Source organism: Actinomyces ruminis (assembly GCF_002154335.2).
Classification (GTDB): Bacteria; Actinomycetota; Actinomycetes; order Actinomycetales; family Actinomycetaceae; genus Actinomyces; species Actinomyces ruminis.
The window spans coordinates 1-20,166 of the sequence record NZ_MTPX02000064.1 but is presented as its reverse complement, the minus strand read 5'-3'; the positions used below and the strand labels follow the sequence as shown (position 1 = coordinate 20,166).

13 protein-coding genes and 4 pseudogenes are annotated in these 20,166 nt (G+C 69.5%); 5 read left to right on the top strand and 12 right to left on the bottom strand.

Going from position 1 to position 20,166, the window contains the following annotated elements:
* Nucleotides 1–36: 36 nt before the first annotated feature.
* The 4 genes and pseudogenes from BW737_RS12055 to BW737_RS18700 all read right to left on the bottom strand — a co-directional run bounded on the left by BW737_RS12055 (nucleotide 37) and on the right by BW737_RS18700 (nucleotide 6,206).
* Nucleotides 37–1,653 carry a peptide ABC transporter substrate-binding protein gene (locus tag BW737_RS12055; RefSeq protein ID WP_086615794.1) on the bottom strand — a complete coding sequence of 539 codons (1,617 nt, stop codon included), beginning with the start codon at nucleotides 1,651–1,653 and terminating at the stop codon, nucleotides 37–39.
* A gap of 149 nt (nucleotides 1,654–1,802) precedes the next feature.
* A pseudogene (gene aspS / locus BW737_RS12050) lies at nucleotides 1,803–3,576 on the bottom strand (aspartate--tRNA ligase).
* Nucleotides 3,577–3,681: 105 nt separating this feature from the next.
* On the bottom strand, nucleotides 3,682–4,407 hold the full coding sequence (locus BW737_RS12045) for a DNA-directed RNA polymerase II (protein ID WP_143233384.1): 726 nt from the start codon (nucleotides 4,405–4,407) through the stop codon (nucleotides 3,682–3,684).
* 41 nt (nucleotides 4,408–4,448) lie between these two features.
* Nucleotides 4,449–6,206 (bottom strand): hypothetical protein, encoded by a 1,758-nt coding sequence (locus tag BW737_RS18700; protein WP_257210798.1) that lies wholly within the window; start codon nucleotides 6,204–6,206, stop codon nucleotides 4,449–4,451.
* 630 nt (nucleotides 6,207–6,836) lie between these two features.
* Between BW737_RS18700 and BW737_RS12035 the strand changes: the two are divergent.
* Nucleotides 6,837–9,181, top strand: a pseudogene (locus BW737_RS12035) (DEAD/DEAH box helicase).
* A 39-nt stretch (nucleotides 9,182–9,220) separates the two neighbouring features.
* Entirely contained in the window at nucleotides 9,221–10,819 is a 1,599-nt protein-coding gene (locus BW737_RS12030) for a cation:proton antiporter family protein (RefSeq protein ID WP_086615796.1), read from the top strand.
* 9 nt (nucleotides 10,820–10,828) lie between these two features.
* Here the strand turns inward: BW737_RS12030 and BW737_RS18695 are convergent, their stop codons facing one another.
* A complete protein-coding gene (locus BW737_RS18695) occupies nucleotides 10,829–11,314 on the bottom strand; it encodes a hypothetical protein (protein ID WP_257210797.1) in 486 nt (161 codons plus the stop codon).
* Nucleotides 11,315–11,490: 176 nt separating this feature from the next.
* Here BW737_RS18695 and BW737_RS18690 point away from each other — a divergent pair, with 176 nt between their 5' ends.
* Both BW737_RS18690 and BW737_RS18685 read left to right on the top strand, forming a co-directional pair.
* Nucleotides 11,491–11,616: a hypothetical protein gene (locus tag BW737_RS18690; RefSeq protein WP_257210796.1), complete on the top strand. Its 126-nt coding sequence runs from the start codon at nucleotides 11,491–11,493 to the stop codon at nucleotides 11,614–11,616.
* Nucleotides 11,617–11,732: 116 nt separating this feature from the next.
* On the top strand, nucleotides 11,733–11,855 hold the full coding sequence (locus BW737_RS18685) for a hypothetical protein (protein WP_257210795.1): 123 nt from the start codon (nucleotides 11,733–11,735) through the stop codon (nucleotides 11,853–11,855).
* Nucleotides 11,856–12,041: 186 nt separating this feature from the next.
* Here the strand turns inward: BW737_RS18685 and BW737_RS20045 are convergent.
* From BW737_RS20045 to BW737_RS12010, 6 genes and pseudogenes are all read right to left on the bottom strand, one after another.
* Nucleotides 12,042–12,536 (bottom strand): annotated as a pseudogene (locus BW737_RS20045) (GTPase); the annotation flags it as partial.
* Nucleotides 12,533–12,832: a hypothetical protein gene (locus BW737_RS19555; protein ID WP_338063927.1), complete on the bottom strand. Its 300-nt coding sequence runs from the start codon at nucleotides 12,830–12,832 to the stop codon at nucleotides 12,533–12,535. The gene BW737_RS19555 and the pseudogene BW737_RS20045, both read right to left, overlap by 4 nt.
* Nucleotides 12,833–12,914: 82 nt before the next feature.
* On the bottom strand, nucleotides 12,915–13,370 hold the full coding sequence (locus BW737_RS19550) for a hypothetical protein (RefSeq protein WP_338063926.1): 456 nt from the start codon (nucleotides 13,368–13,370) through the stop codon (nucleotides 12,915–12,917).
* Nucleotides 13,371–13,569: 199 nt separating this feature from the next.
* Nucleotides 13,570–14,304, bottom strand: a complete 735-nt coding sequence (locus BW737_RS19545) for a dynamin family protein (protein WP_338063925.1) — start codon at nucleotides 14,302–14,304, stop codon at nucleotides 13,570–13,572.
* A 3-nt stretch (nucleotides 14,305–14,307) separates the two neighbouring features.
* Complete coding sequence (gene hisS / locus BW737_RS12015) at nucleotides 14,308–15,732, bottom strand: histidine--tRNA ligase (protein WP_086615798.1); 1,425 nt, start codon at nucleotides 15,730–15,732, stop codon at nucleotides 14,308–14,310.
* Between the two features lie 572 nt (nucleotides 15,733–16,304).
* Nucleotides 16,305–17,132, bottom strand: a complete 828-nt coding sequence (locus tag BW737_RS12010; RefSeq protein WP_086615799.1) for an MBL fold metallo-hydrolase — start codon at nucleotides 17,130–17,132, stop codon at nucleotides 16,305–16,307.
* A gap of 212 nt (nucleotides 17,133–17,344) precedes the next feature.
* Here BW737_RS12010 and BW737_RS12005 point away from each other — a divergent pair.
* Nucleotides 17,345–18,993: pseudogene (locus BW737_RS12005) on the top strand (DUF349 domain-containing protein).
* 104 nt (nucleotides 18,994–19,097) lie between these two features.
* On the opposite strand, the gene BW737_RS12000 reads toward BW737_RS12005, so the two are convergent.
* Nucleotides 19,098–19,955, bottom strand: a complete 858-nt coding sequence (locus tag BW737_RS12000) for a TrmH family RNA methyltransferase (RefSeq protein ID WP_180272210.1) — start codon at nucleotides 19,953–19,955, stop codon at nucleotides 19,098–19,100.
* Nucleotides 19,956–20,166 lie beyond the last annotated feature (211 nt).

Sequence of the window (20,166 nt, the reverse complement as noted above, 5' to 3'; positions counted from 1 at the left end):
CGGACGGCGCCCGCCCGGCCCCGATGGCCAGCAGTGTCAGGCCTTGGTGATGGCGTAGTAGAGCGGAACGGAGTTCCAACCCCACGTGACGTCCGAGACCAGGGTCGAGTATCCGCCGAAGCCGTTCTGGTACCACAGCGGGATCGCCGGCAGGTCGGCGAACAGGAGCGTCTGCGCCTGCTTGTACAGCTCCAGCGCCGCGTCGGCATCGGTGGCCTTGGCCGCCTGGTTCAGCAGATCATCGAAGTCCGCGTTGGAGTAGTGGGCGTCGTTGGACCCGGCTCCCGTCTCGTAGACGGCGCCCAGGAAGTTGGACATCGACGGGTAGTCGGCCTGCCAGCCGGTGCGGAAGCCGGAGGTGATGGCGCGGTCGTTAATGTCGTTGCGCAACTCCTGGAAGGTGGAGTAGGAGTTCCCGGAGGCCTCGATGCCGAGGGTGTTCTTGATGGAGTTGCACACGGCGTCCACCCACGTCTTGTGCGGGCCGTCCGCGTTGTAGGCAATCGTGAACTCGCCCTCGAAGGGGCTGATGGCGTCGGCGGCGGCCCACGCCTCCTTGGCGGCCTCGGGGTCGTAGGCGAGTACGTCGTTGCCCTCGACGTCCGCGGTCCAGCCGTCGATCACCGGGGAGGTGAAGTCTGAGGCCGGGGTACGGGTCTCGTTGTAGATGGTGTCGCAGATCTCCTGCCGGTTGATGGCCAGGGACAGGGCCTTGCGGCGCAGGCGTCCCTCCTCGTCCATCTTGAAGTGCTCGGAGTCCACGTCAATTGAGAAGCACTGGACGACGGCACCGGGCTGGTTGACGGCTCGGTCGCCCAGGTCATCGTTGAAGGTGGCCAGGGCGGAGTCCGGGATGGCGTCCAGCACATCGACGGCGTCGGACTGCAGGTCGGCATAGGCGGCGTCGTAGTCGGTGTAGAACACGAAGGTGACGCCGTCGTTGGCGGCCTTGCGGGGGCCGGCGTAGTCAGGATTGGCTACCAGCTCGGCCCGGTCGTTGTGGGTCCAGCTGGAGAGCGTGTAGGGACCGTTGCCGACCGGGTTCTGGCCGAAGGCGTCCATGTCGTCGTAGGCTGACTCCGGCAGCGGGTAGAAGGCGGAGTAGCCCAGGCGCAGTGGGAAGTCCGACTGCGGCTCGGTCAGCGTGATGCTGAACTCGGTGTCGGAGATCTTCTTCAGGCCCGTCAGCTCGGAGTCCTCATCGTAGGAGAATCCCTCGATCGGCTCGTAGAAATAGCTGGACAGGTGCGCATGGGACAGCAGCGCACCGTAGTTCCAGGCGTTGATGAAGGAGTCCGCGGTCACCGGTGTGCCGTCGGAGAAGGTCCAGCCCTCGTTCAGGGTGACGGTGAAGGTCTGGTTGTCATCGGTGGTGATGTCCTTGGCGACCTCGTTGACGATGGCGCCGTCGGCGTCGTAGCTGAATAGGCCGGCGAAAAGCAGGTCCACGATGCGTCCGCCGCCCACCTCGTTGGTGTTGGAGGGGATCAGCGGGTTCTGCGGCTCGGTGCCGTAGGCGAGTACGGGGTTGCCTGCGGCGGTCGAGTCATCGGAGGCGCTCTTGGAACCGCATGCTGCCAGGGACAACAGCACGGCCGTTGAGGCTGCGCCAATGCCGAAGGCACGGCGGGAGATGACAGTTGCGGTGTTCATTGGTCCTCTATGGTGGTTGTACCAGTTGGAATGGGCGCGCCGACGCGTCTGCGGTGATGCGCGTGGGCGTCGACGCTGACGTGTCGACGGCCGAGACTATTCACATGCGCCTGAGAATACACACATTGACGTGGTAACAAATCAGATTGTCAGATGTCGGCGTCGGGCACGGCGTCGACGCCCGCCTCCTTGCGCTGCTCGGGCGTGATCGGCGCGGGCGCGTCGGTGAGCGGGTCGTAGCCGCCGCCGGACTTGGGGAAGGCGATCACATCGCGGATGGAGTCTGCGTGGGTCAGCAGGGAGACGATCCGGTCCCAGCCGAAGGCAATACCGCCGTGCGGCGGGGCACCGAACTTGAAGGCGTCCAGCAGGAAGCCGAACTTCTCCTGCGCCTCCTCCGGCCCGATCCCCATGACCTTGAAGACGCGCTCCTGCACGTCGCGCCGGTGGATACGGATAGAGCCGCCGCCAATCTCGTTGCCGTTGCACACGATGTCGTAGGCGTAGGCGAGAGCCGAGCCGGGATCGGTGTCGAAGTTGTCCAGGCATTCGGGCTTGGGTGAGGTAAAGGCGTGGTGGACGGCGGTCCAGGCGGACTTGCCCAGGGCGACGTCTCCCTCGGCCTTGGCCTCGGCGGACGGCTTGAACAGGGGCGCGTCCACCACCCACACGAAGGACCAGGCGTCGTCGTCGATCAGCCCGCAGCGCTTGCCGATCTCCAGGCGGGCGGCCCCCAGCAGGCGCGGGAGGCGTCCACGGTGCCGGCGGCGAAGAAGATGCAGTCGCCCGGCTTCGCCCCGGAGGCCTGCGCTAGGCCGGCGCGTTCGGCGTCGGTGATGTTCTTGGCAACCGGTCCGCCGAGGGCTCCGTCTTCGGCGACCGTGACGTAGGCCAGGCCGCGGGCTCCGCGCTGGCGGGCCCACTCCTGCCAGGCATCGAAGGTGCGGCGGGACTGCGAGGCCCCGCCCGGCATGACCACGGCGCCGACGTAGGGGTTCTGGAAGACCCGGAAGGTGGTGTCCTTGAAGAACTTGGTCAGATCCACCAGCTCGAGCCCGAAGCGCAAGTCCGGCTTGTCGGTGCCGTAGCGCTCCATGGCGTCGCGGTAGGTCATGCGTGGGATCGGGGTGGGCAGGTCATAGTCGATCAGGGCCCACACCTCCTTCAGCACGTCCTCCGCTACTGCGATGACGTCCTCCTGGTCCACGAAGCTCATTTCGACGTCCAGCTGGGTGAACTCCGGCTGGCGGTCGGCGCGGAAGTCCTCGTCGCGGTAGCAGCGGGCGATCTGGTAGTAGCGCTCCATTCCCGCCACCATTAGCAGTTGCTTGAACAGCTGGGGGCTCTGCGGCAGCGCGTACCAGGATCCCGGCGCCAGGCGGGCGGGCACCAGGAAGTCGCGGGCGCCTCGGGCGTGGAGCGGGTCAGCGTGGGCGTCTCGATCTCCACGAAGTTGTGGCCATCCAGCACCCGACGGGCAGCCTGAGAGACCTTTGCGCGCAGCCGCATGGCGTGCTGCATCGGGGTGCGGCGCAGGTCCAGGTAGCGATACTTCAGGCGGGTCTCCTCCCCCACCTGGCCGGAGTCCTCGGCGTGGTCCGAGACCTGGAAGGGCAGCGCCGCGGCGGGGTTGAGGATTTCGACGTCGGAGACGACGACCTCAATCTCCCCGGTGGGCAGGTTGGGGTTGGCATTGCCCTCGGGACGCGCGGAGACTTCCCCGGTCACCTGGAGCACGTACTCGGCGCGCAGGTCGTGGGCGATCTCCTCGCGGATGACCACCTGGGCGATGCCGGAGGCATCGCGCAGATCAATGAAGGCGACGCCGCCGTGGTCGCGGCGACGGTCCACCCATCCGGCGAGAGTTACGACCTGTCCGATGTCGGCGGCGCGCAGAGTACCTGCGTCGCGGGTTCGCATCACGATGCTGTTTTCCTTCCGTTGGGGGCGCTGAGCCGGCACCCGGCGGGGCGCACCGCGAGACGGGCGGGCGCCGGCGGCGATACTACGCCGGGCCCGCATGTGGTTTCAGCGCCGGGTGGCGTACTCGAGCTCGTGCTCGTAGGCGAGCAGGCGGCGCCGCTCGATCAGCACGATCACGGTCAGCACAGCCAGCACCGCCGCCAGCGCGAGCAACACGGTGGTCACCACCGGCAGCGATGCGGAGGCCCAGCCAGTCCCCGAGGTGCTGGTGCCGCCCGCAGCTCCGGCAGCCACGGCAGCAGCGGGGGTGGCGGTGGGCGTGGGTGTAGCCGAGGGGGTAACGCTTCCGGTGGGGGCCGGCGCGGAGAGCACGGTCGGGGCCTCCCCGCCAATGATGGTGACGTCCGCGACGGTGAAGTAGGGGCTCTTGTTGGTGTAATCCAGGGTGCGCACGGCGTTCGTCGGGATGTCTTCGCCCGCCGTCACCTTGAAGCGCAGCCAGTGGGCACCCTTGGCCACGTAGGTCGGCAGCTCGACCGCGCCGGCGTAAGTGCCGTCTTCGCCGACGGTCAACTCACCGACCACACCGGTCTGACCGCCTGGCCCGACGTCGGCGTCGTCGATGAGGATGGCGACGTGGGCGCCCTCCGGGAAGCCCGACAGCGTGTAACTCAGGGTGCCGCCGACGGCGATGGTGGAGGGACTCACGGTCGAAGCGGTGCCGGTGGTTGAGTCGCCCGTGAGCGTATCGGCCCTTGCATCATCGGTGGGCAGCAGGACCAGGGCCGCTGCCATCAGCGCGACCAGCATCCGCAACCATGCGCGTGGCACGGCTACCTCCTCCCGTTACCCGACTGTAACGAGCATACATGTTATCGGTTGCGGAGTCGTGTCTTCGCGCTGCCGAGAGTGGGAAGTGCGAGCAGCACGAATGAGGCCACACCGATCACGAGCAGTACCGCCGCGCCGACAAACTTCCACCCGTCGGCACCCAGCGCACTGTCATTGGTCAAATCCTCGCCCGTAATCAGGGCTACGCCGGCTGGTTCACCGTCCTCCTCATTTGCGGGCTCGGTGATTTCCAACTGGGCCCAGCCCAGCAGCTGGGAGTCGCGGTCACTTACCGCGATCTTGTAACTGCCCGGGTCCAGCGTGGAGATGTCCAGCGACACCGAATTGTCCGCGTTGACCTGGACCCACCCGCCGGTGGTGGCGCCGGGGTACACGAATACTGCCACCCAGTCGCCCGCCTTGACCTTCGCCGACGGCAGGAACAGGGTGATGGCGGTGCCTTCGCGGGTGCCCGAGAGGGAGCCGGCGTTCTCGGGCCTCAGTTCATCGGGATCCTGCACGGGGGAGGCGGGCGCCACGCTCGGCCGGGCGGCCTCGTCGACAGCCGCGGCTTCCACCAGTGCGCCGGTGGACGCTCCCGCCTCGTCGGCGGCCGGGGCCGGCAGGCTGGGGGCCGGGGGGTCCTGCACGATCAACGGGTCGACGTCAATGCCCTCGTTAAACGCCTCGAACCCGGACGTGGAGTTCGTAGAACCGGCTGAGCCAGTGCTCGAAGTCGCGCCGGTGGCCGGTGCGTCCGGCGGATCGACGGCACCGGCTGAAGTGGGCCGGGCGGCGGGGATCGTGGTAGCGGCCGGAGTTGGCTCGGCGGCAGCAACAGTGGGCGCAGGCGCTGCGGTCGGTGCGGTGCTGGCCGTGGCCGTTGGCTCCGTGGCGGGTGAGGCACTCGCCTGCGGAGTGGGGACCTGGGAGGCGGCCGGTGAGGGCTGAACGGTGGGCTCACCGCTGGGCTGGGCGGTCGGCTCATTGCCCCCCGAGTCGGAGATGCGCACGACGATGGGCGTAGCCCCGTCGGCGGGCGTGGCCGAGATTGTGTACCCCGCCCCCAGCGTCACCCCGGCGGCCGCCAGGGATGCCGCGGAGACGGTGAACTGTCTGCCGGTGAATTCGGCGAGCACGGTCACCGACTCCGTATGTCCCTCGGGGTCGGTGACATCCAGCGCGATCTTGAAGGATCCGCCGATGTTGGTGCTGCGTCCGAAGGTCCACCCCGTCCCGGTCAGTGTGCCGTCCGCATAGTTGAGGGTTGATCCCGACACGGCCTCGGGCAGGCGCACGTCCACGGTGAACGTGTCAACGGTCTGCCAGTCCTGGCCGGTATTCTGCCGCCACTGCAGGGTGAAGGTGTCCACATGCGGGTCCGCGGCCTGGGTGAAGGGCCACAGGGGCAGTGTGTAGTCCGCGCGCCCATTGGTGAACACCGGGTAAATGGTCGCCGATTGCGCCGCACCGAGCTTGTTCACCAGGCGCACCTGCACCGGGGCCGACACACTGCCGGCGCTGCCGAGCGGCTGTCCCTGGGCATCCTGCCACCCGGAGAACATCAGCAGCGGCCGGTCGGTACTGGAGGATGACACATAAGTGGCACCGGGGTTGAGCACGGTGACGGTCATGCCCGCGGCCCGTTCCGACGCCGGGGCGTTGCCCGCCACCGCGGCGCTGGCGCTTTGGGCCTGTGCCGGCTGCGGATGCTCGGTGACGACCACGGCAGCGGCACCGACAGAGGTGGCCAGGATCATTCCGAGCGCAGCCGCCACCGCAAGCGCGGCCCGCAGCACTGGTCTGTGGGCCGCGCGGGCTGACTTGGCTTGGCGCGGGAGATGGGTCATCTATTCGGAATCTTGTCTGTTGGCCTTGGTCTGGTCGGAACCGCGGCGGCACAAGCGCCGTCGTCGTGTCGACGGGACGTAACCCGCATGCGCTCTCGAGTTTCACGGGGACCGGGTCCTCGGGAGGCTCAAGAGTAATGCGCGTGGGCTACCCCAACGCGTTTCGATAGTATCGTCCAATTTGCTTGCGCGACACTGAAATGCCGCGAGCGTGGGCGGATTCACCCACCCGCGCCGATTCACCGCGACGTCACTGACGGTACCGCGAGACCGGAGTCACGTGTGACCTGATGCGCGGTACAGCAGGGAGCCCTCGAATCGTTACCTAACGCTCGTAGACTGGCACACAGGAGTGATCCGTGCTGTGAGCCCCGTTCACGGCTCGTTCTGCCGCACCAAGTGCGCGGCACCGAGCGTGATCCCGTGAGTTAGTGCGTGAAGCCCGTAAGTCCCCGTCTTCGAATCCATCAGGGCGCTGGGCGAGTGTGGTGGGTGCGGCGCGGCAAGAGCGGAGGCCGTCCGGTTTCCCCCACACTCCGCGACCGGTTCCCCCAGCGGAACCAGATACGGGAAAAGACGATGACAGCCACCCCGACTGGGGCTTCTGCGCCCTTTGGCGCCTCCGACGACGACACCTTCGGCTCCGCCCTCGGCATCGACGACCTGTTCAGCGCCGAGATCGGCGGCAGTGTTCCAAACGCGCCCGCCGACGTCGACGAACAGGTAGCCGCTCCCCACTTCTACACCGCTGACGCAAAGCGGTCCGCCGACTCCTTCGACACGCCCGCATCCTCCGACTCCCCGGAAGACCCCGAGGGCCTGGAGGACGAGGATGAGGCCGACGACTTCGACCTGAACCTGCCCGAGTCCGACCCCGAGGAGCCCGACTCCGACGACGAGGCCGACGACGATGCCGCACAGGATGAGGAGGACGTCGACGGTCACGCCCCCTTCGTCGACGACGTGCAGGACGAGGACGAGCAGGAGCCCGTCCGCGCCCCCGAGGACGCCACCTTCGACGACCTGGGCCTGCCCGCCGACCTGCTCAAGGCCGTGAAGGACATGGGCTTCACCACCCCCACTCCCATCCAGCGCGAGGCTATTCCCGTGCTGCTGTCCGGCCGCGACGTCGTCGGTATTGCTCAAACGGGCACCGGTAAGACGGCCGCTTTCGGGCTGCCGCTGCTGGACGCCGTCGATGCCCGAGACGGCGCGGTCCAGGCTCTGGTGCTGGCGCCCACACGCGAGCTGGCCCTCCAGAGCGCCGAAGCGATCACCGACATGGCCGCCCGTTCCCGGGGACTCGATGTGGTCGCCGTCTACGGAGGTGCCCCATACGGTCCGCAGATCGGGGCGCTGCGGGACGGCGCCCAGGTGGTGGTGGGCACGCCCGGACGCATCATCGACCTGATCGAGAAGGGCGCGCTGACCCTGGATGAGGTGAAGTACTTCGTCCTGGACGAGGCCGACGAGATGCTGCGCATGGCTTCGCCGAGGATGTGGAGACGATCGCGGCCACCATTCCGGTCGAGCGCCGCACCGCCCTGTTCTCCGCCACCATGCCGCCCGCCATTCAGGCGGTCGCCCGCCAGCACCTGGACGACCCGGTGCGCGTGGAGGTCGCCCGCCAGTCCTCAACCGTGGACACCGTCCACCAGACCTACGCGGTCGTACCCTTCCGTCACAAGATCGGGGCGGCCGCACGTGTGCTTGCGGTTACCGAGGCCGAGGCCGCCCTGGTGTTCGTGCGCACCAAGTCCACCGCCGAGGACGTGGCCATCGAGCTGGCCGGCCGCGGCATCCAGGCGGCCGCTATCTCCGGCGACGTGCCGCAGCGCGAGCGCGAACGCCTGGTGGAGCGCCTGCGCGCCGGCACGCTCGACGTGCTGGTGGCCACAGATGTCGCCGCTCGTGGCCTGGACGTGGACCGCATCGGCCTCGTGGTCAACTTCGACGTGCCCCGCGAGGCCGAGGCCTATGTGCACCGCATCGGTCGCACCGGCCGCGCCGGCCGCCACGGTGAGGCCATCACCTTCCTGACCCCCAAGGAGAAGGGCAAGCTCCGCCAGATCGAGCGCCTGACCGGCACCCGCCTGGAGGAGACCACGCTGCCCTCCCCCGCCGACGTCTCCGAGCACCGGGCCGGCAAGCTGCTGGACCGCGCCGCCGCCCGGCGCGAGCGCGGCCGCTTGGAGATGTACGCCCAGCTGGTGGCCGCCAAGAGCGAGGAGCTCGGAATCGACGCCGACGAGCTGGCCGCCACGTTGCTGGCCCTCGCCGTGGGCGATGAGGGACCCCGCCGTCGCGAGGACGGAGAGCGCCCGCGGCGCAGTAACCGCGAGGAGCACCTGGACGACGACGGCACCTTCGTGTCCGCCTCCTTCGAGGGGGACCGCCGTAATCGCCGGGGGGACCGGATCGAGGGCAAGCCCGGCGCCAGCCGCGGTGGCCGTCGCTATCACGATGAGGGCTCCGGCACCGTCTACCGCATCGAGGTCGGTCACCGTGACCGCGTGCTGCCCGGCGCGATCGTCGGCGCGTTGGCCAATGAGGGTGCCATCTCCGGCTCCGACATCGGCAAGATCGACATTCTGCAGTCCTTCTCGCTGGTGGAGATCCACACGCCGCTGAGCGAGGAGCAGCTCGAACGCATGCGGCACGCCACGTTTGCCGGCCGTGAGCTGCGCATCCGCGTGGACGAGGGGCCCGGCTCCGGCTGGGATGAGGGTCGTGGCGGTCGCTCGGGTGGCGGCTTCCGCGGTGGTCGGAACAATGACCGCAGGTCTGCGCGTTACGACCGGGGCGGGTCCCAGCGGCGCTATGACCGCGATGACCGCAACCATGACAGGAACGGGCGCTGGGGCAACCGCGGCTGGAACAATGGCCGCAAGGGCGGTTTCCGCGGTAACCGCGACGGGCGGTGACGCCGCCGGCCGGGAACCCGACCACGGAGAGGAGCAGACATGATCCCCGCCGTATATCTGCTGGCTGTAGTGGTGTTCGGCTTCGCCGCGACCCTGCTGCGGCTGCCGCCCTTGGTCGGGTTCCTCACCGCCGGCTTCGTGCTGGGCTCCTCGCCGCTGCCGAACCTGGAGTTCGTTGAGGTCCTGGGCGACCTCGGGGTGGCGGTGTTGCTGTTCACCATCGGGCTCAAGCTCGACCTGCGGGTGCTGCGCCGCAAGGAGGTGGTGGGCACGGCCGTCATCGTCATGACCGTGCTGTCCGTGCTGAGCGGCGCCGTCGTCGCCGCGCTGCTGGCCCTGGGTCTGAACCTCGGCGCCACCACGCCGGGCGGTATAGCCGCCGTCGGCTTCGCGCTGTCCTTCTCCTCGACGGTGGTGGTGGTCAAACTCCTGGAGGACCGTGACGACGCCGGTTCCCTGTACGGGCGCATCGGAATCGGCGTCCTGGTACTCCAGGACATCGCCGCCGTCGCATACATGACGATCGTCTCCGGCCGGCTGCCCAGCCCTTGGGCCGCGACCCTGGTGCTGCTGTGGCCGGCATCCCGACTGTTCGGCAAGGTGCTCGACCGCATCGACCACCGCGAGATGCGCGCCCTGTTCGGCATGTCCATGGCCCTGCTGCCGGGTTATCTGCTTTTCGACCTGGTCGGGGTCGACGGGGACCTGGGGGCGTTGGTCATGGGGGCGCTGCTGGCGTCGCACCCGGCAGCCAAGGAACTGTCCAGCGCCCTGTTCACCATCAAGGAGCTGCTGCTGGTGGGGTTCTTCCTCGCCATCGGCCTGGACGGTGTTCCCGGGACGGCCGCCTTCGCCTTTGCCGGCGCCCTGCTGCTTCTGCTGCCGGTGCGCTCAGTCATTTACACGTTGGTGGTGCGCAGATTGGGCATGCGCCGCCGCACCTCCGTGCTCACCGGCCTGGCGCTGACGGCCTACAGCGAGTTCGCGCTCATCGTGGTGGGCACCGCCGCCGACCATGGATTGCTTGGCGCCCAGTGGCCCGCCGCCGTCTCCCTGGCCCTGGCGCTGTCCTTCGTCGTGTCCGCCATGGTCAACCACAAGCCGGCCTCGCTGGTGCAGTGGATGTCCGAGCGGCTCCCCCGCCGCGCGATCAGCACCCTGCACCCCGACGAGCAGCCGCTGCGGCTCGACGGCGTGTGCACCGTGGTCTTCGGCATGGGACGGGCAGGGCGCTCCACCTACACCAGGCTGTACGCCGACGGGGAGTCGGGCGTACTCGGCATCGACAATGACGCCACGAAGGTTGAGGAGCTCACGCGCCAGGGCTTCAACGTGCTGGAGGCCGACGCCACCGACCAGCAGTTCTGGGAACGGCTGGAGGCCGTACACGTGTCCACGGTGGTGCTGGCCATGTCCGAGCCGGGCGCCAACGTGCACGTGCTGGACTGGCTGGACCGTTCCCACTTCGACGGCCGGGTCCTGGCAATCGCGCGCTACGACGACGAGGCCGCCACGATGCGAGCAGCGGGCGTCGACGTCGTGATCAACCTGTACGAGGGCGCCGGCGAGGCCCTCGCCCGCGCAGCCGAGTCGCTCGATCCCGGACCGTCTGCGGCCAGCGGCGCCGCTGGGCACTGAGCCGGAGTCTCAGCGCCCCGGCGGCGAGCACAGGTCTTCCACCAGCGTGCGGACCGCCTCGAAACGCGCCATCTCCGCCTCCAACGGCTCGACCAGCGCCGCGTTTACGGCGTCCGCCACCGCCCGGCGCAGACGCCCGTTGACGCGCCTGCTGCGGCGTGCGGCACCCACCCGCGCCAAGGCCGTGCCGATCAACCCCGCCGCCAGGCCGATCAGAAGGCCGCCGAGCAGCAGCACGGTCGGCCAGGGCACATGCCCCCAGCGCGGCGGGTCTACCGTCAGCAGCAGGTAGCGGTTGATAATGCGCAGGACCAGCAGCCACCCGCCGCCGACGAGCGCAGTGAGCGCCAGCAGCAGTTGCAGCGCATTGGCGGCCCCCCACCAGCGTGGGCGGCTGGTCTGCTCCAGGTCCGTACGCCCGACGGCGGCGTCCAGCCGGTCGTAAAGCTGCTCCGCCCTCGGGCTCAGGCGCGCGAACACCTGCTCTTGAACCACCGGCGGAAGCAACGGGTTCGCCCTGCCAGGTAGGTGTGGGCGGTTGCGCGCAGGGCCGCGGCGGCGGCCGCGTCGGGTGCGGGCAGGGAGGTACGTGCGACCGGCTGCGCCGCGGTGGCCGCTGGACTCCGGCGGGCGCGGACGTCGGGACCGAGGTGCAGGGCGCGCAACGGTCCGTGCGCAGGCGCGAGAGCCAGCGCGCCGGCAACCAGCCGACGCGGCGGGCCGCGCCCAGCCGCATGGAGACGGCGACCGCGGTGGCGACCCGGTCGGTGCCCACCGCCTGGCAGGCCGCCTCCTGAAAGGCCTTGAGAGACTCACGCTCGGTTAGTCCGACGGGTCCCGGCGCAGGGGACGCAGGCTCCAGCCGGTCCCGGGCGCGGGCTGCCAGCGCCCGCGCATCGGCAACCAGCCGCGTATGACTCACGTCCTTGGCGGCGGCGACTTCACGGATGCGGGCGCGCAGCTCCTGCACGCCCTGGCCCGTGCGGGCGCTGACTTGGATGACGTCCACACCGTCCAGGCCCTCGCGGGCCAGTAGGCGGGTGAGGTCGCGGGTGGCCTCTGCCCGCTCGGCCTCGTCCAGACGGTCCATCTGGTTGAGAGCCACCACGGATACGGCGGCGTGTGCGGCCATTGGGGTGATGAACTCGTGGTGGATGACGGCGTCGGCGTACTTCTCCGGATCCAGGACCCACACCAGCACGTCGACCAGGCCGGCGAGGCGCTCGGCCATGGCGCGGTGCCGCCGAACGTCGGAATCGATGTCGGGCAGATCCAGCAGGATGGTGTTGTCCCCCACCCCGACGGCGGCCGGGCCCCAGGACGGGGCGTCGGGCAGTCGCACGCGCGTGTCGACCCCGAGCCAGTCCAACAGCCGCCCCATCGCGCCATCCGTCGCCGGTGCAGGTGAGGCGGGCAGCGCCGCCAGCGGCTCGGTGGTCGTCGGCCGGGTGACTGCGGTTGGTGCCGCGTCAATCCCGCACAGCGTGTTGAACAGGCTGGACTTGCCCGAGCCCGTCGCTCCCAGCAGCGCTACCACGCTGACTCCCGGGGCGATGCGCCGGCGCTGTCCGGCGCGCTCCAGCAGGGCGCGGGCGGGCTCCAGGACGTCCGTCGGCAAGAGCTCGGCGCCGGTCGTGACCAGGCGATCGAGCACGACCAGCGGGTCCTCGGCGGCGTCGGCGCCCGCTGCGGCCGGAGTGCGCTGGTGGATTCTCATGGCGCCCCCTCCCCGGTTAGCAGCCCGACGGCGCCCGTGACCTGCTGCAGGTGCCCCGCAAGCTGCTCGGGCCGCGGCGCCGGAGCCGGCAGTACCCGGGTGAAGATGACCTGCTGCGCTTGGAGGAAGGCCGCCACCCGCTCGTTAAGGGCCAGCCGGGAGCGACGGGCGAGATCACGCATGGCCTGGTCACCGAAGACGGCCTCCAGCAGCCGCTGCGCGACCACCGCGGCGCCCCCGGCGATCCCCACTTCCACGCCTGTGAGGCCCCCGGTGTGGGCGAAGACGACCACCATGAGGCGACGCCGGTCCCGTTGACTCCCAAGGACACCAGCCGCGCGGTCAGGCGCTTGTCCGCCCCCTCGGCACGGACCAGATTCAACACGTCACCCTGCCAGGCGCGTACCAGCTGCTCGGCCCGCTGCGCCCGTTCAGGTGCCGTAGGCAGCGCGGAGATGGCGCAGGACAGCGGGTAGCGACGGTGCCGGCGCGCCGCCAGGTCTGCTCCGTCTCCAGGCGGGCACGCTGCGCCTCATTGACGAGCAGCGTCGTCAGCGAGGACTCGATCGCCTCCTCGACGCGCTCGGCGGGGGCGGGACGCCCCAGTACCGCCGCGGTGACGCGGTCGCGCAGGCGGCTGACCTGTGACTCGAGGCCGCGCAGGAACTCGCCCGTGCCGACCAGCTCCTGCCAGCGGGCGAGCACCTCGCCGCGCAGCAGCGAGCCGTCCTCGGTGGCTTGGGTGACCCGGTTCAGGGCCTCGGTGTGAATCGCCGTGGTGGCGTTGACCAGCCGACTGCGTTCGGCCTCCTGGGCACGGACCGCGTCCAGCACCCCGTCCATTCCCGCGAGGCGGAGCCGAGCGCACCGGTCAGGGTGCGCCGGGCCACGTCGCGCCGGGCTGCGGCGTCGGCCGCAAGCGTGCCGAGCCAGTGCCGCAGCGGGTCGACATATCGATTCGGCAGGAAACCATCCGGGTCGAACCTGCTTTCGGGCACTACGAACACCGGTGAGGCGGACAGTCCGGCGGCATTCAGACGCGACGCAGGTCATTGGCGACCGTCTCTCCGGCCCCGGCGGGCACGCGGTTCAGGATCACGGCCGTGACCACGTCGCGCGCCGCGGCGGCACGCAGGTGCTCCCACACGACGGCGTCGGCATAGCGCGAGGCGGTGGTAACGAAGATCCACAGATCGGCGGCGGCCAGCAGTGTGGCGGAAAGCTCCCGGTTCTCATCGACCACCGAGTCCACGTCCGGCGCATCCAGGATGGCGAGTCCCGAAGGCAGGGCGGAACAGGAGCGAACCTCGACCTCGCGCGGCGTGCGCATGCCCGCCGCCGTCGGCTCTGCCCCCTCGGCGACGCGCACGTGGGCGAGCGAACCGAGCACTCGGGAACCGTCGAACCAGGCGCCGTCGCCGGTGGCATGCAGCAACAGGGGGCGGCGCGTCGTCGGGCGGATGGCGGAGGAGACGGCCACCCGCCGGCGTACCAGCGAGGACACCAGGGCGGACTTGCCGGCACCCGTCGAGCCGCCGACCACGGCGAGCAGGGGCGCGTCCATCGCTTTCAGACGCGGCAGGACGTAGTCGCCGAGCTGGTCACGCACGATCCGGGCGGTGCGGGCGGCGGAGTCCGCGCCCGCCAGCGTGTACGGCAGGCCGAACCCGGACAGGTCGTCCCGCAGGCGGTCCAGGGCGGCCTCGACGCTTGCGATACCGGGGGTGCCAGACGAAGGAGGCGGCTCGGTCCCCGCGTCAGCGCTCACGAGTCAGCCCTGCTCACCCGCTTGACCCGCCGCCTCACCGGCGGCGCGCAGGCGCGGCGCCAGGTCGGCGGCGTCGGCGGGGAACCAGGTGGCTGCGTCGGCGGGGACCTGCTCGCCGGAACGGATGTCCTTGACCGAGCCGGGTTCGCCCTCGGCGCCGGGGAACCACACGTAGGGAATGCCCCGCTTGTCGGCGAAGCGGATCTGCTTGCCGTACTTGGCGGCGCTCGGGGAAACGTCGGCGGCAATGCCACGGGAGCGCAGCGCATCGGCGACGGCGTCGGACACGCCGCGGTGCTCCTCGTCGGTGACCGCCACCAGCACGACCGTGGGCACGGCCCGGGTCACCTCCAGCATGCCGGCGCCGATCACCCGCGCCAGCAGGCGGGACAGGCCGATCGAGATGCCCACGCCCGGGAAGGTGCGCTTGCCGTCCGAGGCCAGGGAGTCGTAGCGGCCTCCCGAACACACCGAGCCCAGGTCCTCATGCCCGGCCATGAAGGACTCATAGACGGTGCCCGTGTAGTAGTCCAATCCGCGGGCGATCTTCAGATCGGCGATGATGGCGCCGGGGCGGCGTCGCTCGGCCGACCGCAGCAACTCGGACAGCTCGTCCAGGCCCTGGGTCAGCAGTTCGCTGGGAGCGGCGCCGTTGAGCGCGGCCAGCACGTCGGCGTGCACCTGCTCGGCGTCGGCGCCGGTAATCGTTGCCAACCGCAGGGCTGCGTCCGCCTGGTCGGGGGTGATGCCGACGACGTCAACCAGCTCGGAGGCGACCCGGCCCGCGCCGATCTTGTCGAGCTTGTCGACCACGCGCAGCACTTCCGCCAGCTGGTCCTCGCCGACGCCAACCGACTGGTAGAAGCCCTGCGCGACCTTGCGGTTAGACACGTGGATGGTGACGGCTGGGATCGGCAGCGCGCTCAGGGCCTCGTGCATGATCAGGGGCATCTCAACGTCGTGGTACAGCGGCAGTGAACCGTCGCCGACGACGTCGATGTCCGCCTGGATGAACTCGCGGAAGCGGCCCTCCTGCGGACGCTCTCCGCGCCAGACCTTCTGGATCTGGTAGCGCTTGAACGGGAAGTGCAGGGTGCCGGCGTTGTCCAGCACGTAGCGGGCGAAGGGCACGGTCAGATCGAAGTGGAGCCCGAGCTGCTTGGCGGGGTCGGCCTCCTCCGCCTCGCCCGGGTCGGCCTGCAGGCGAGAAAGCAGGTAGACCTCCTTGCTGGTCTCCCCCTTGCGGGTCAGCTCGGACAGCGGTTCGACGGCACGGGTCTCGATCCCGCTGAATCCATGCAACTCGAAGGTGCGGCGCAGCGTATCGATGAACTGCGTCTCGACGATGCGTGCCGCGGGGAGCCACTCGGGGAAACCGGATAGGGACGATTGTGCCTGTCGGACCTGGGCTGCTGTCATAGGCCGCATTGTGTCACGCCTCCGCGGTCGGTCAGACCCGCGAGACCGGCACAAGTGACGTGGCGAAATCGGCTGACGCGATATTCAGGATGGATGGGAGCCGGTACGTCGGCGAGTTGTCGGTGCGGGCGTGTTGCTTGGGGTCGGGGCGGTTGACCCGGGACGGGGCTGACCCCCTGCGGGTAAATGTGTCGGCCGTGAGCGCACGGTCCCCACGGGGGCATGGTCCTGCTCGATTCGTCCTGGGTTTGGACCGCTTACGTCGGTTTGGACCGCCTACGTCGGTTTGGACCGCCCACGTAGCACGCAACGGCGGTCCAAACAGACTTACGCGGTCCAAACAGGGGATAGCGGTCCAAACCGAGCAGGTCGCCGGCGGCATCCCCCGACATACTGGTCTAAAGCACGATGCTCACGCCGATAACCCACCTTGGCAGCCCCGTGCAGGTGCGCGGCCTTGCGCTCAAGCCCCGACCGGCGCTCACGCACCGGTATCGCTGAGCCATGCGCCGTGCCCGCCCCGACCGGCGCTCACGCACCGGTCTCGCTGAGCCATGCGCCGTGCCCGCCCCGACCGGCGCTCACGCACCGGTCTCGCCGCCGCGGATCTTGGCTTCGGCCAGGTAGGGGTTGGCCTCGTGCTCATGCGCCATGGTGGTGGCCGCCCCGTGTCCGGGCAACAGCACCGTCGCCGGGTCGACGGCGCTGGCCAGCAGTCGCAGCGTCGCCCACATCTGGTACTGGTCGCCACCGGGTAGGTCGGTGCGTCCCACACTGCCCTTGAAAATGACGTCTCCGGACAGTGCCACCAGGTACTCCTGCTCGGAAATGTCCGCCGGGTCGTCCAGCTCCTCCGCCTCGAACAAGAGCTGGTTGTCACCCAGTTGCGCGTTGAAGAAGAACATCGTAGACCCCTCCGAATGGCCGGGCGCGGGCACCGCCTGCAGCGCGACTCCCGGTACCAGCTCGACGGCGGCACCGAAGCCGGCCTGCGGGAAGGGACGCACATCCGCCGGCCGCAACCACTGGGTGCCGGTCAGATCCGCAAAAGTTCGGCCATCCACACTGATGCCAGTGGTCGTGTCCGGGTCATCCAGGCGGTACAGATCCGGCTGCGGGATATACACGGGCACCCGCGTGGGATCGGTCGGCGCTCCGGCCAAACCGGTGGTCACGCGCCCCTCGGTCACCGCGGTGTCGATCAGCCGCTGGGCATCCCAGACATGGTCGGCGTGGCCATGGGTCAGCAGGATGGCGCCCAGGGTCAGGTTGTACGAGCGCAACAGCGCCATAACGCCCCGAGTAGCACCGGCACCCGGGTCTATGACCAAGGCGGAGCCACCCGGCTCGGCGGCCAAGACGTAGCAGTTCGATCCAAAGACGGCGGCGAGAGTGCGCTCTATGAGCATGGTGGCATGCTAGTCGACGCCTCTTCCGCCCATCTGTCCGCTGCTGGATGATTCGCGAGTGTCCGCGGCGGTTTCGCCGCGCCCGGCCGACGGGTAGGCTCAGAACCAACTGCCGCCTTCCGGCGGCGTGTCGTCGTCCGGCCGTGCGCCGGACGTGAACGGAACGGAGCGGGGCCCCTCGCTCCACCCCGTCAGATCCGTGAAGGAGCGCAATGACCGAGCAGACACAGCCCCAGGCCGAGTCCCCCACGCCCGCAGTGGAGCCGACGGTCGAACCCGGGCAGGCTGCTACCCAAACCACGTCGACGGCGCCCGCCGCTGACGAGCAGGCCACCACCGACAACCCACAGCCCGCAGAGGCCCCCACCGTCCCGGAGCCAGCCGAGACCACGGCGAAGGCATCAACGCAGCCCGTGGCAGAGGCCGAGCCGCAAGCAGCACAGTCCACTGCCCCCGCCTCGCAGACAGAAGACTCCTCTGAGTCGGCCGACAGCGCGTCGGCCACCGCGAGCCATCCGACGCCCGACGGCGAGAACGCCTCCATTGCTCAGCCCGCGGACGGTCAGCCGGATGCCACCCAGCAGTCCGCGCCATCCGAGCCGGAGATTGACCCCGAGGCCGCCATGGACGCCGCCAAATGGGGTCGTGTCGACGGCGAGGGCCGCGTCTACGTGCAGGACGGCGGTGCCGAACGCGAAGTCGGTCAGTTCCCCGGTGTGCCGATCGCCGAGGCCATGGCCTACTACGTGCGCCGTTACCTGGACCTGAACTCCAACGTCGACCTGTTCGCGGCCCGGCTGCCGCACCTGTCGGTCCGCGAGATCGACTCCACCATCAAGAACCTGGAGGAGTCCCTCAAGGAGCCGGCCGCCGTCGGTGATCTGGAGGCGCTGCGCGCCCGGTTCACGGCACTGAAGTCGGTGGCCTTGGAACGCCGCCAGGCGGTCGCCGCCGAACGCGCAGCCGCCAAGGAGCAGGCGCTGAAGGATCGCACCGCGATCGTGGAGCGCGCCGAGACCGTGGCCGCCCAGGATCCCGCCCGTACCCAGTGGAAGTCCTCCGGTGCGGAACTGCGCACCCTGCTGGAGCAGTGGAAGGAGGCCCAGCGCCGCGGCCCGCGTCTGGACCGGCCGTCCGAGGATGCACTGTGGAAGCGCTTCAGCCATGCCCGTACCACCTTTGACCGCCACCGCCGCCAGTACTTCAGCGAGCTGGACGCCAAGCAGGCCAAGGTGAAGGCCGCCAAGGAGGCCCTGATCAAGCGGGCCGAGGAGCTGTCCAACTCGACGGACTGGGCCGGCACGTCGGCCCGTTACCGCGAGCTCATGAACGAGTGGAAGAAGGCGGGCAGAGCCTCCCGCAAGGAGGACGACGCCCTGTGGGAGAGGTTCCACGCCGCTCAGCAGGTCTTCTACGATGCCCGCCGTGCCAAGGACGAGGCCACCGACGCCGAGTACGCCGGCAACCTGAAGGTCAAGGAGGCGCTGGCCGCCAAGGCCGAGGCGCTGCTCCCGATCAAGGACCCCAAGGCGGCCCGCAAGGCCCTGCGCCCCATCCAGGAGGCATGGGACGAGGCAGGTCGCGTGCCGCGCAACGCGGTGCGTCGCCTGGAGGCGCGCATGCGCGCCGTCGAGGATGCGCTGCGCCGGGCCGAGCAGGCCGAATGGCGCCGCACCGACCGGAGACCCAGGCCCGCGCCGAAGGACTGGCCAGCCAGCTGGAGGACTCCATCGCCGAACTCGAGGCTGACCTGGCCGCCGCCAAGGAGTCCGGCGACGCCAAGGCGCAGGCGCAGGCGGAGGCGGCACTGACCGCCCGTCGGGCATGGCTTGACCAGGTGCGTCGCACCACGCGTGCCTGAGCCGCCCGGCACCGTCGCCCACGACGCGAAGGCGGGCCCCATCCTCACGTGGAGGAGGGGCCCGCCTTCGCGTCGCTGGCTGGCGCGTTGCGAACCGCAGCCGGTTACCGGGACGCGGAACCCAGATTGCGCCAGGCTCGGCGGTGCAGCAGCACACCGGCGGCGACAGACACATTGAGTGACTCCACCGCCGGATTCATCGGAATGTTCACCGTCGCCTGCGCCAGGGCGCGCGCCTGCGGCGTCAATCCGGTGGTCTCGGCCCCCAGGATCAGGGCGAGTCGTCCCTCCCAGGCCGACAGCTTCTCCAACGAGCCCGTAGCGCCAGCGTCCAGCGCGGCCACGTGTCCGCCGGCGCGGGTGAAGTCGGTGGCCAGCGCATTCACCTCGGGCCAGTCCATCAGCGCCACCGGCACAGAGAAGACATAGCCGCGACTGGCCCGAATCAGGCGCCGATCGGCGATTGAGGTCAGCCCGGAGTTCACTAGCACGATCCCGGCTGCGCCGAAGGCGTAGGCGCTACGGGCAATGGCCCCGATATTGCCAACGATCCGCACCCCGTCGAGGATCAGCAGATCGCCCTCGGCCTTCACCAGCTGCTCGGGCTCCACCGGGTGCGGCACCCGCGCGACGCCGAACACCTCGGGGCGCTTGTCCGAGCGGAACAGATCGGTGGCCAGGGCCGCGGACATAATGGTGACGGGCACGCCCCGGCTCGCGCATTCATCCAGCAGTTCGCGGGGCGGCTGGGTCGAGTCAAGTACGTACACGTCGGAGAAACGCAGTCCTGCCCGCAGCGCGTTCAGCAGCGGCTCACAGTCCTCCACCAGCACGGACTTGCTGGGGCGCCCGGAGACCTTGGACAGGTCAGCGATCCGCTGAGCCGCGGGTGCCGCCCGGTCCGACAACACCTCTCCCCCGGGCACGTCCCCGATTGTGCCTTCGGCCGCCTTCCCGGTCATCGTCATGTCCTCCCCTTAGAACCAACTCGGTGCGCGGCGAGTCTAGTCGGTCGGTCCTTCTTGAACTTGAATACGTAGGAGACGTCAGGGAATTCATGGTTCGTCGGTGGGCCGGACAATAATCGTCTGGATCTCCGCCACCGGGATCGTGGTGGTCGTGCTGGTGGTGTGAGTGTCCATCGAGCCCGAAGCGCCATCGGAGGCGGTGTAG

What these genes read in the sequence shown, in the direction of transcription:
- BW737_RS12000 (WP_180272210.1), bottom strand. Translation starts at nt 19,955, where the DNA reads ATGACCGGGAAGGCGGCCGAAGGCACAATCGGGGACGTGCCCGGGGGA.
- BW737_RS18685 (WP_257210795.1), top strand. Translation starts at nt 11,733, where the DNA reads ATGACTCACGTCCTTGGCGGCGGCGACTTCACGGATGCGGGCGCGCAG.
- BW737_RS12010 (WP_086615799.1), bottom strand. Translation starts at nt 17,132, where the DNA reads ATGCTCATAGAGCGCACTCTCGCCGCCGTCTTTGGATCGAACTGCTAC.
- hisS (WP_086615798.1), bottom strand. Translation starts at nt 15,732, where the DNA reads ATGCGGCCTATGACAGCAGCCCAGGTCCGACAGGCACAATCGTCCCTA.
- BW737_RS12030 (WP_086615796.1), top strand. Translation starts at nt 9,221, where the DNA reads ATGATCCCCGCCGTATATCTGCTGGCTGTAGTGGTGTTCGGCTTCGCC.
- BW737_RS19555 (WP_338063927.1), bottom strand. Translation starts at nt 12,832, where the DNA reads ATGGTGGTCGTCTTCGCCCACACCGGGGGCCTCACAGGCGTGGAAGTG.
- BW737_RS12055 (WP_086615794.1), bottom strand. Translation starts at nt 1,653, where the DNA reads ATGAACACCGCAACTGTCATCTCCCGCCGTGCCTTCGGCATTGGCGCA.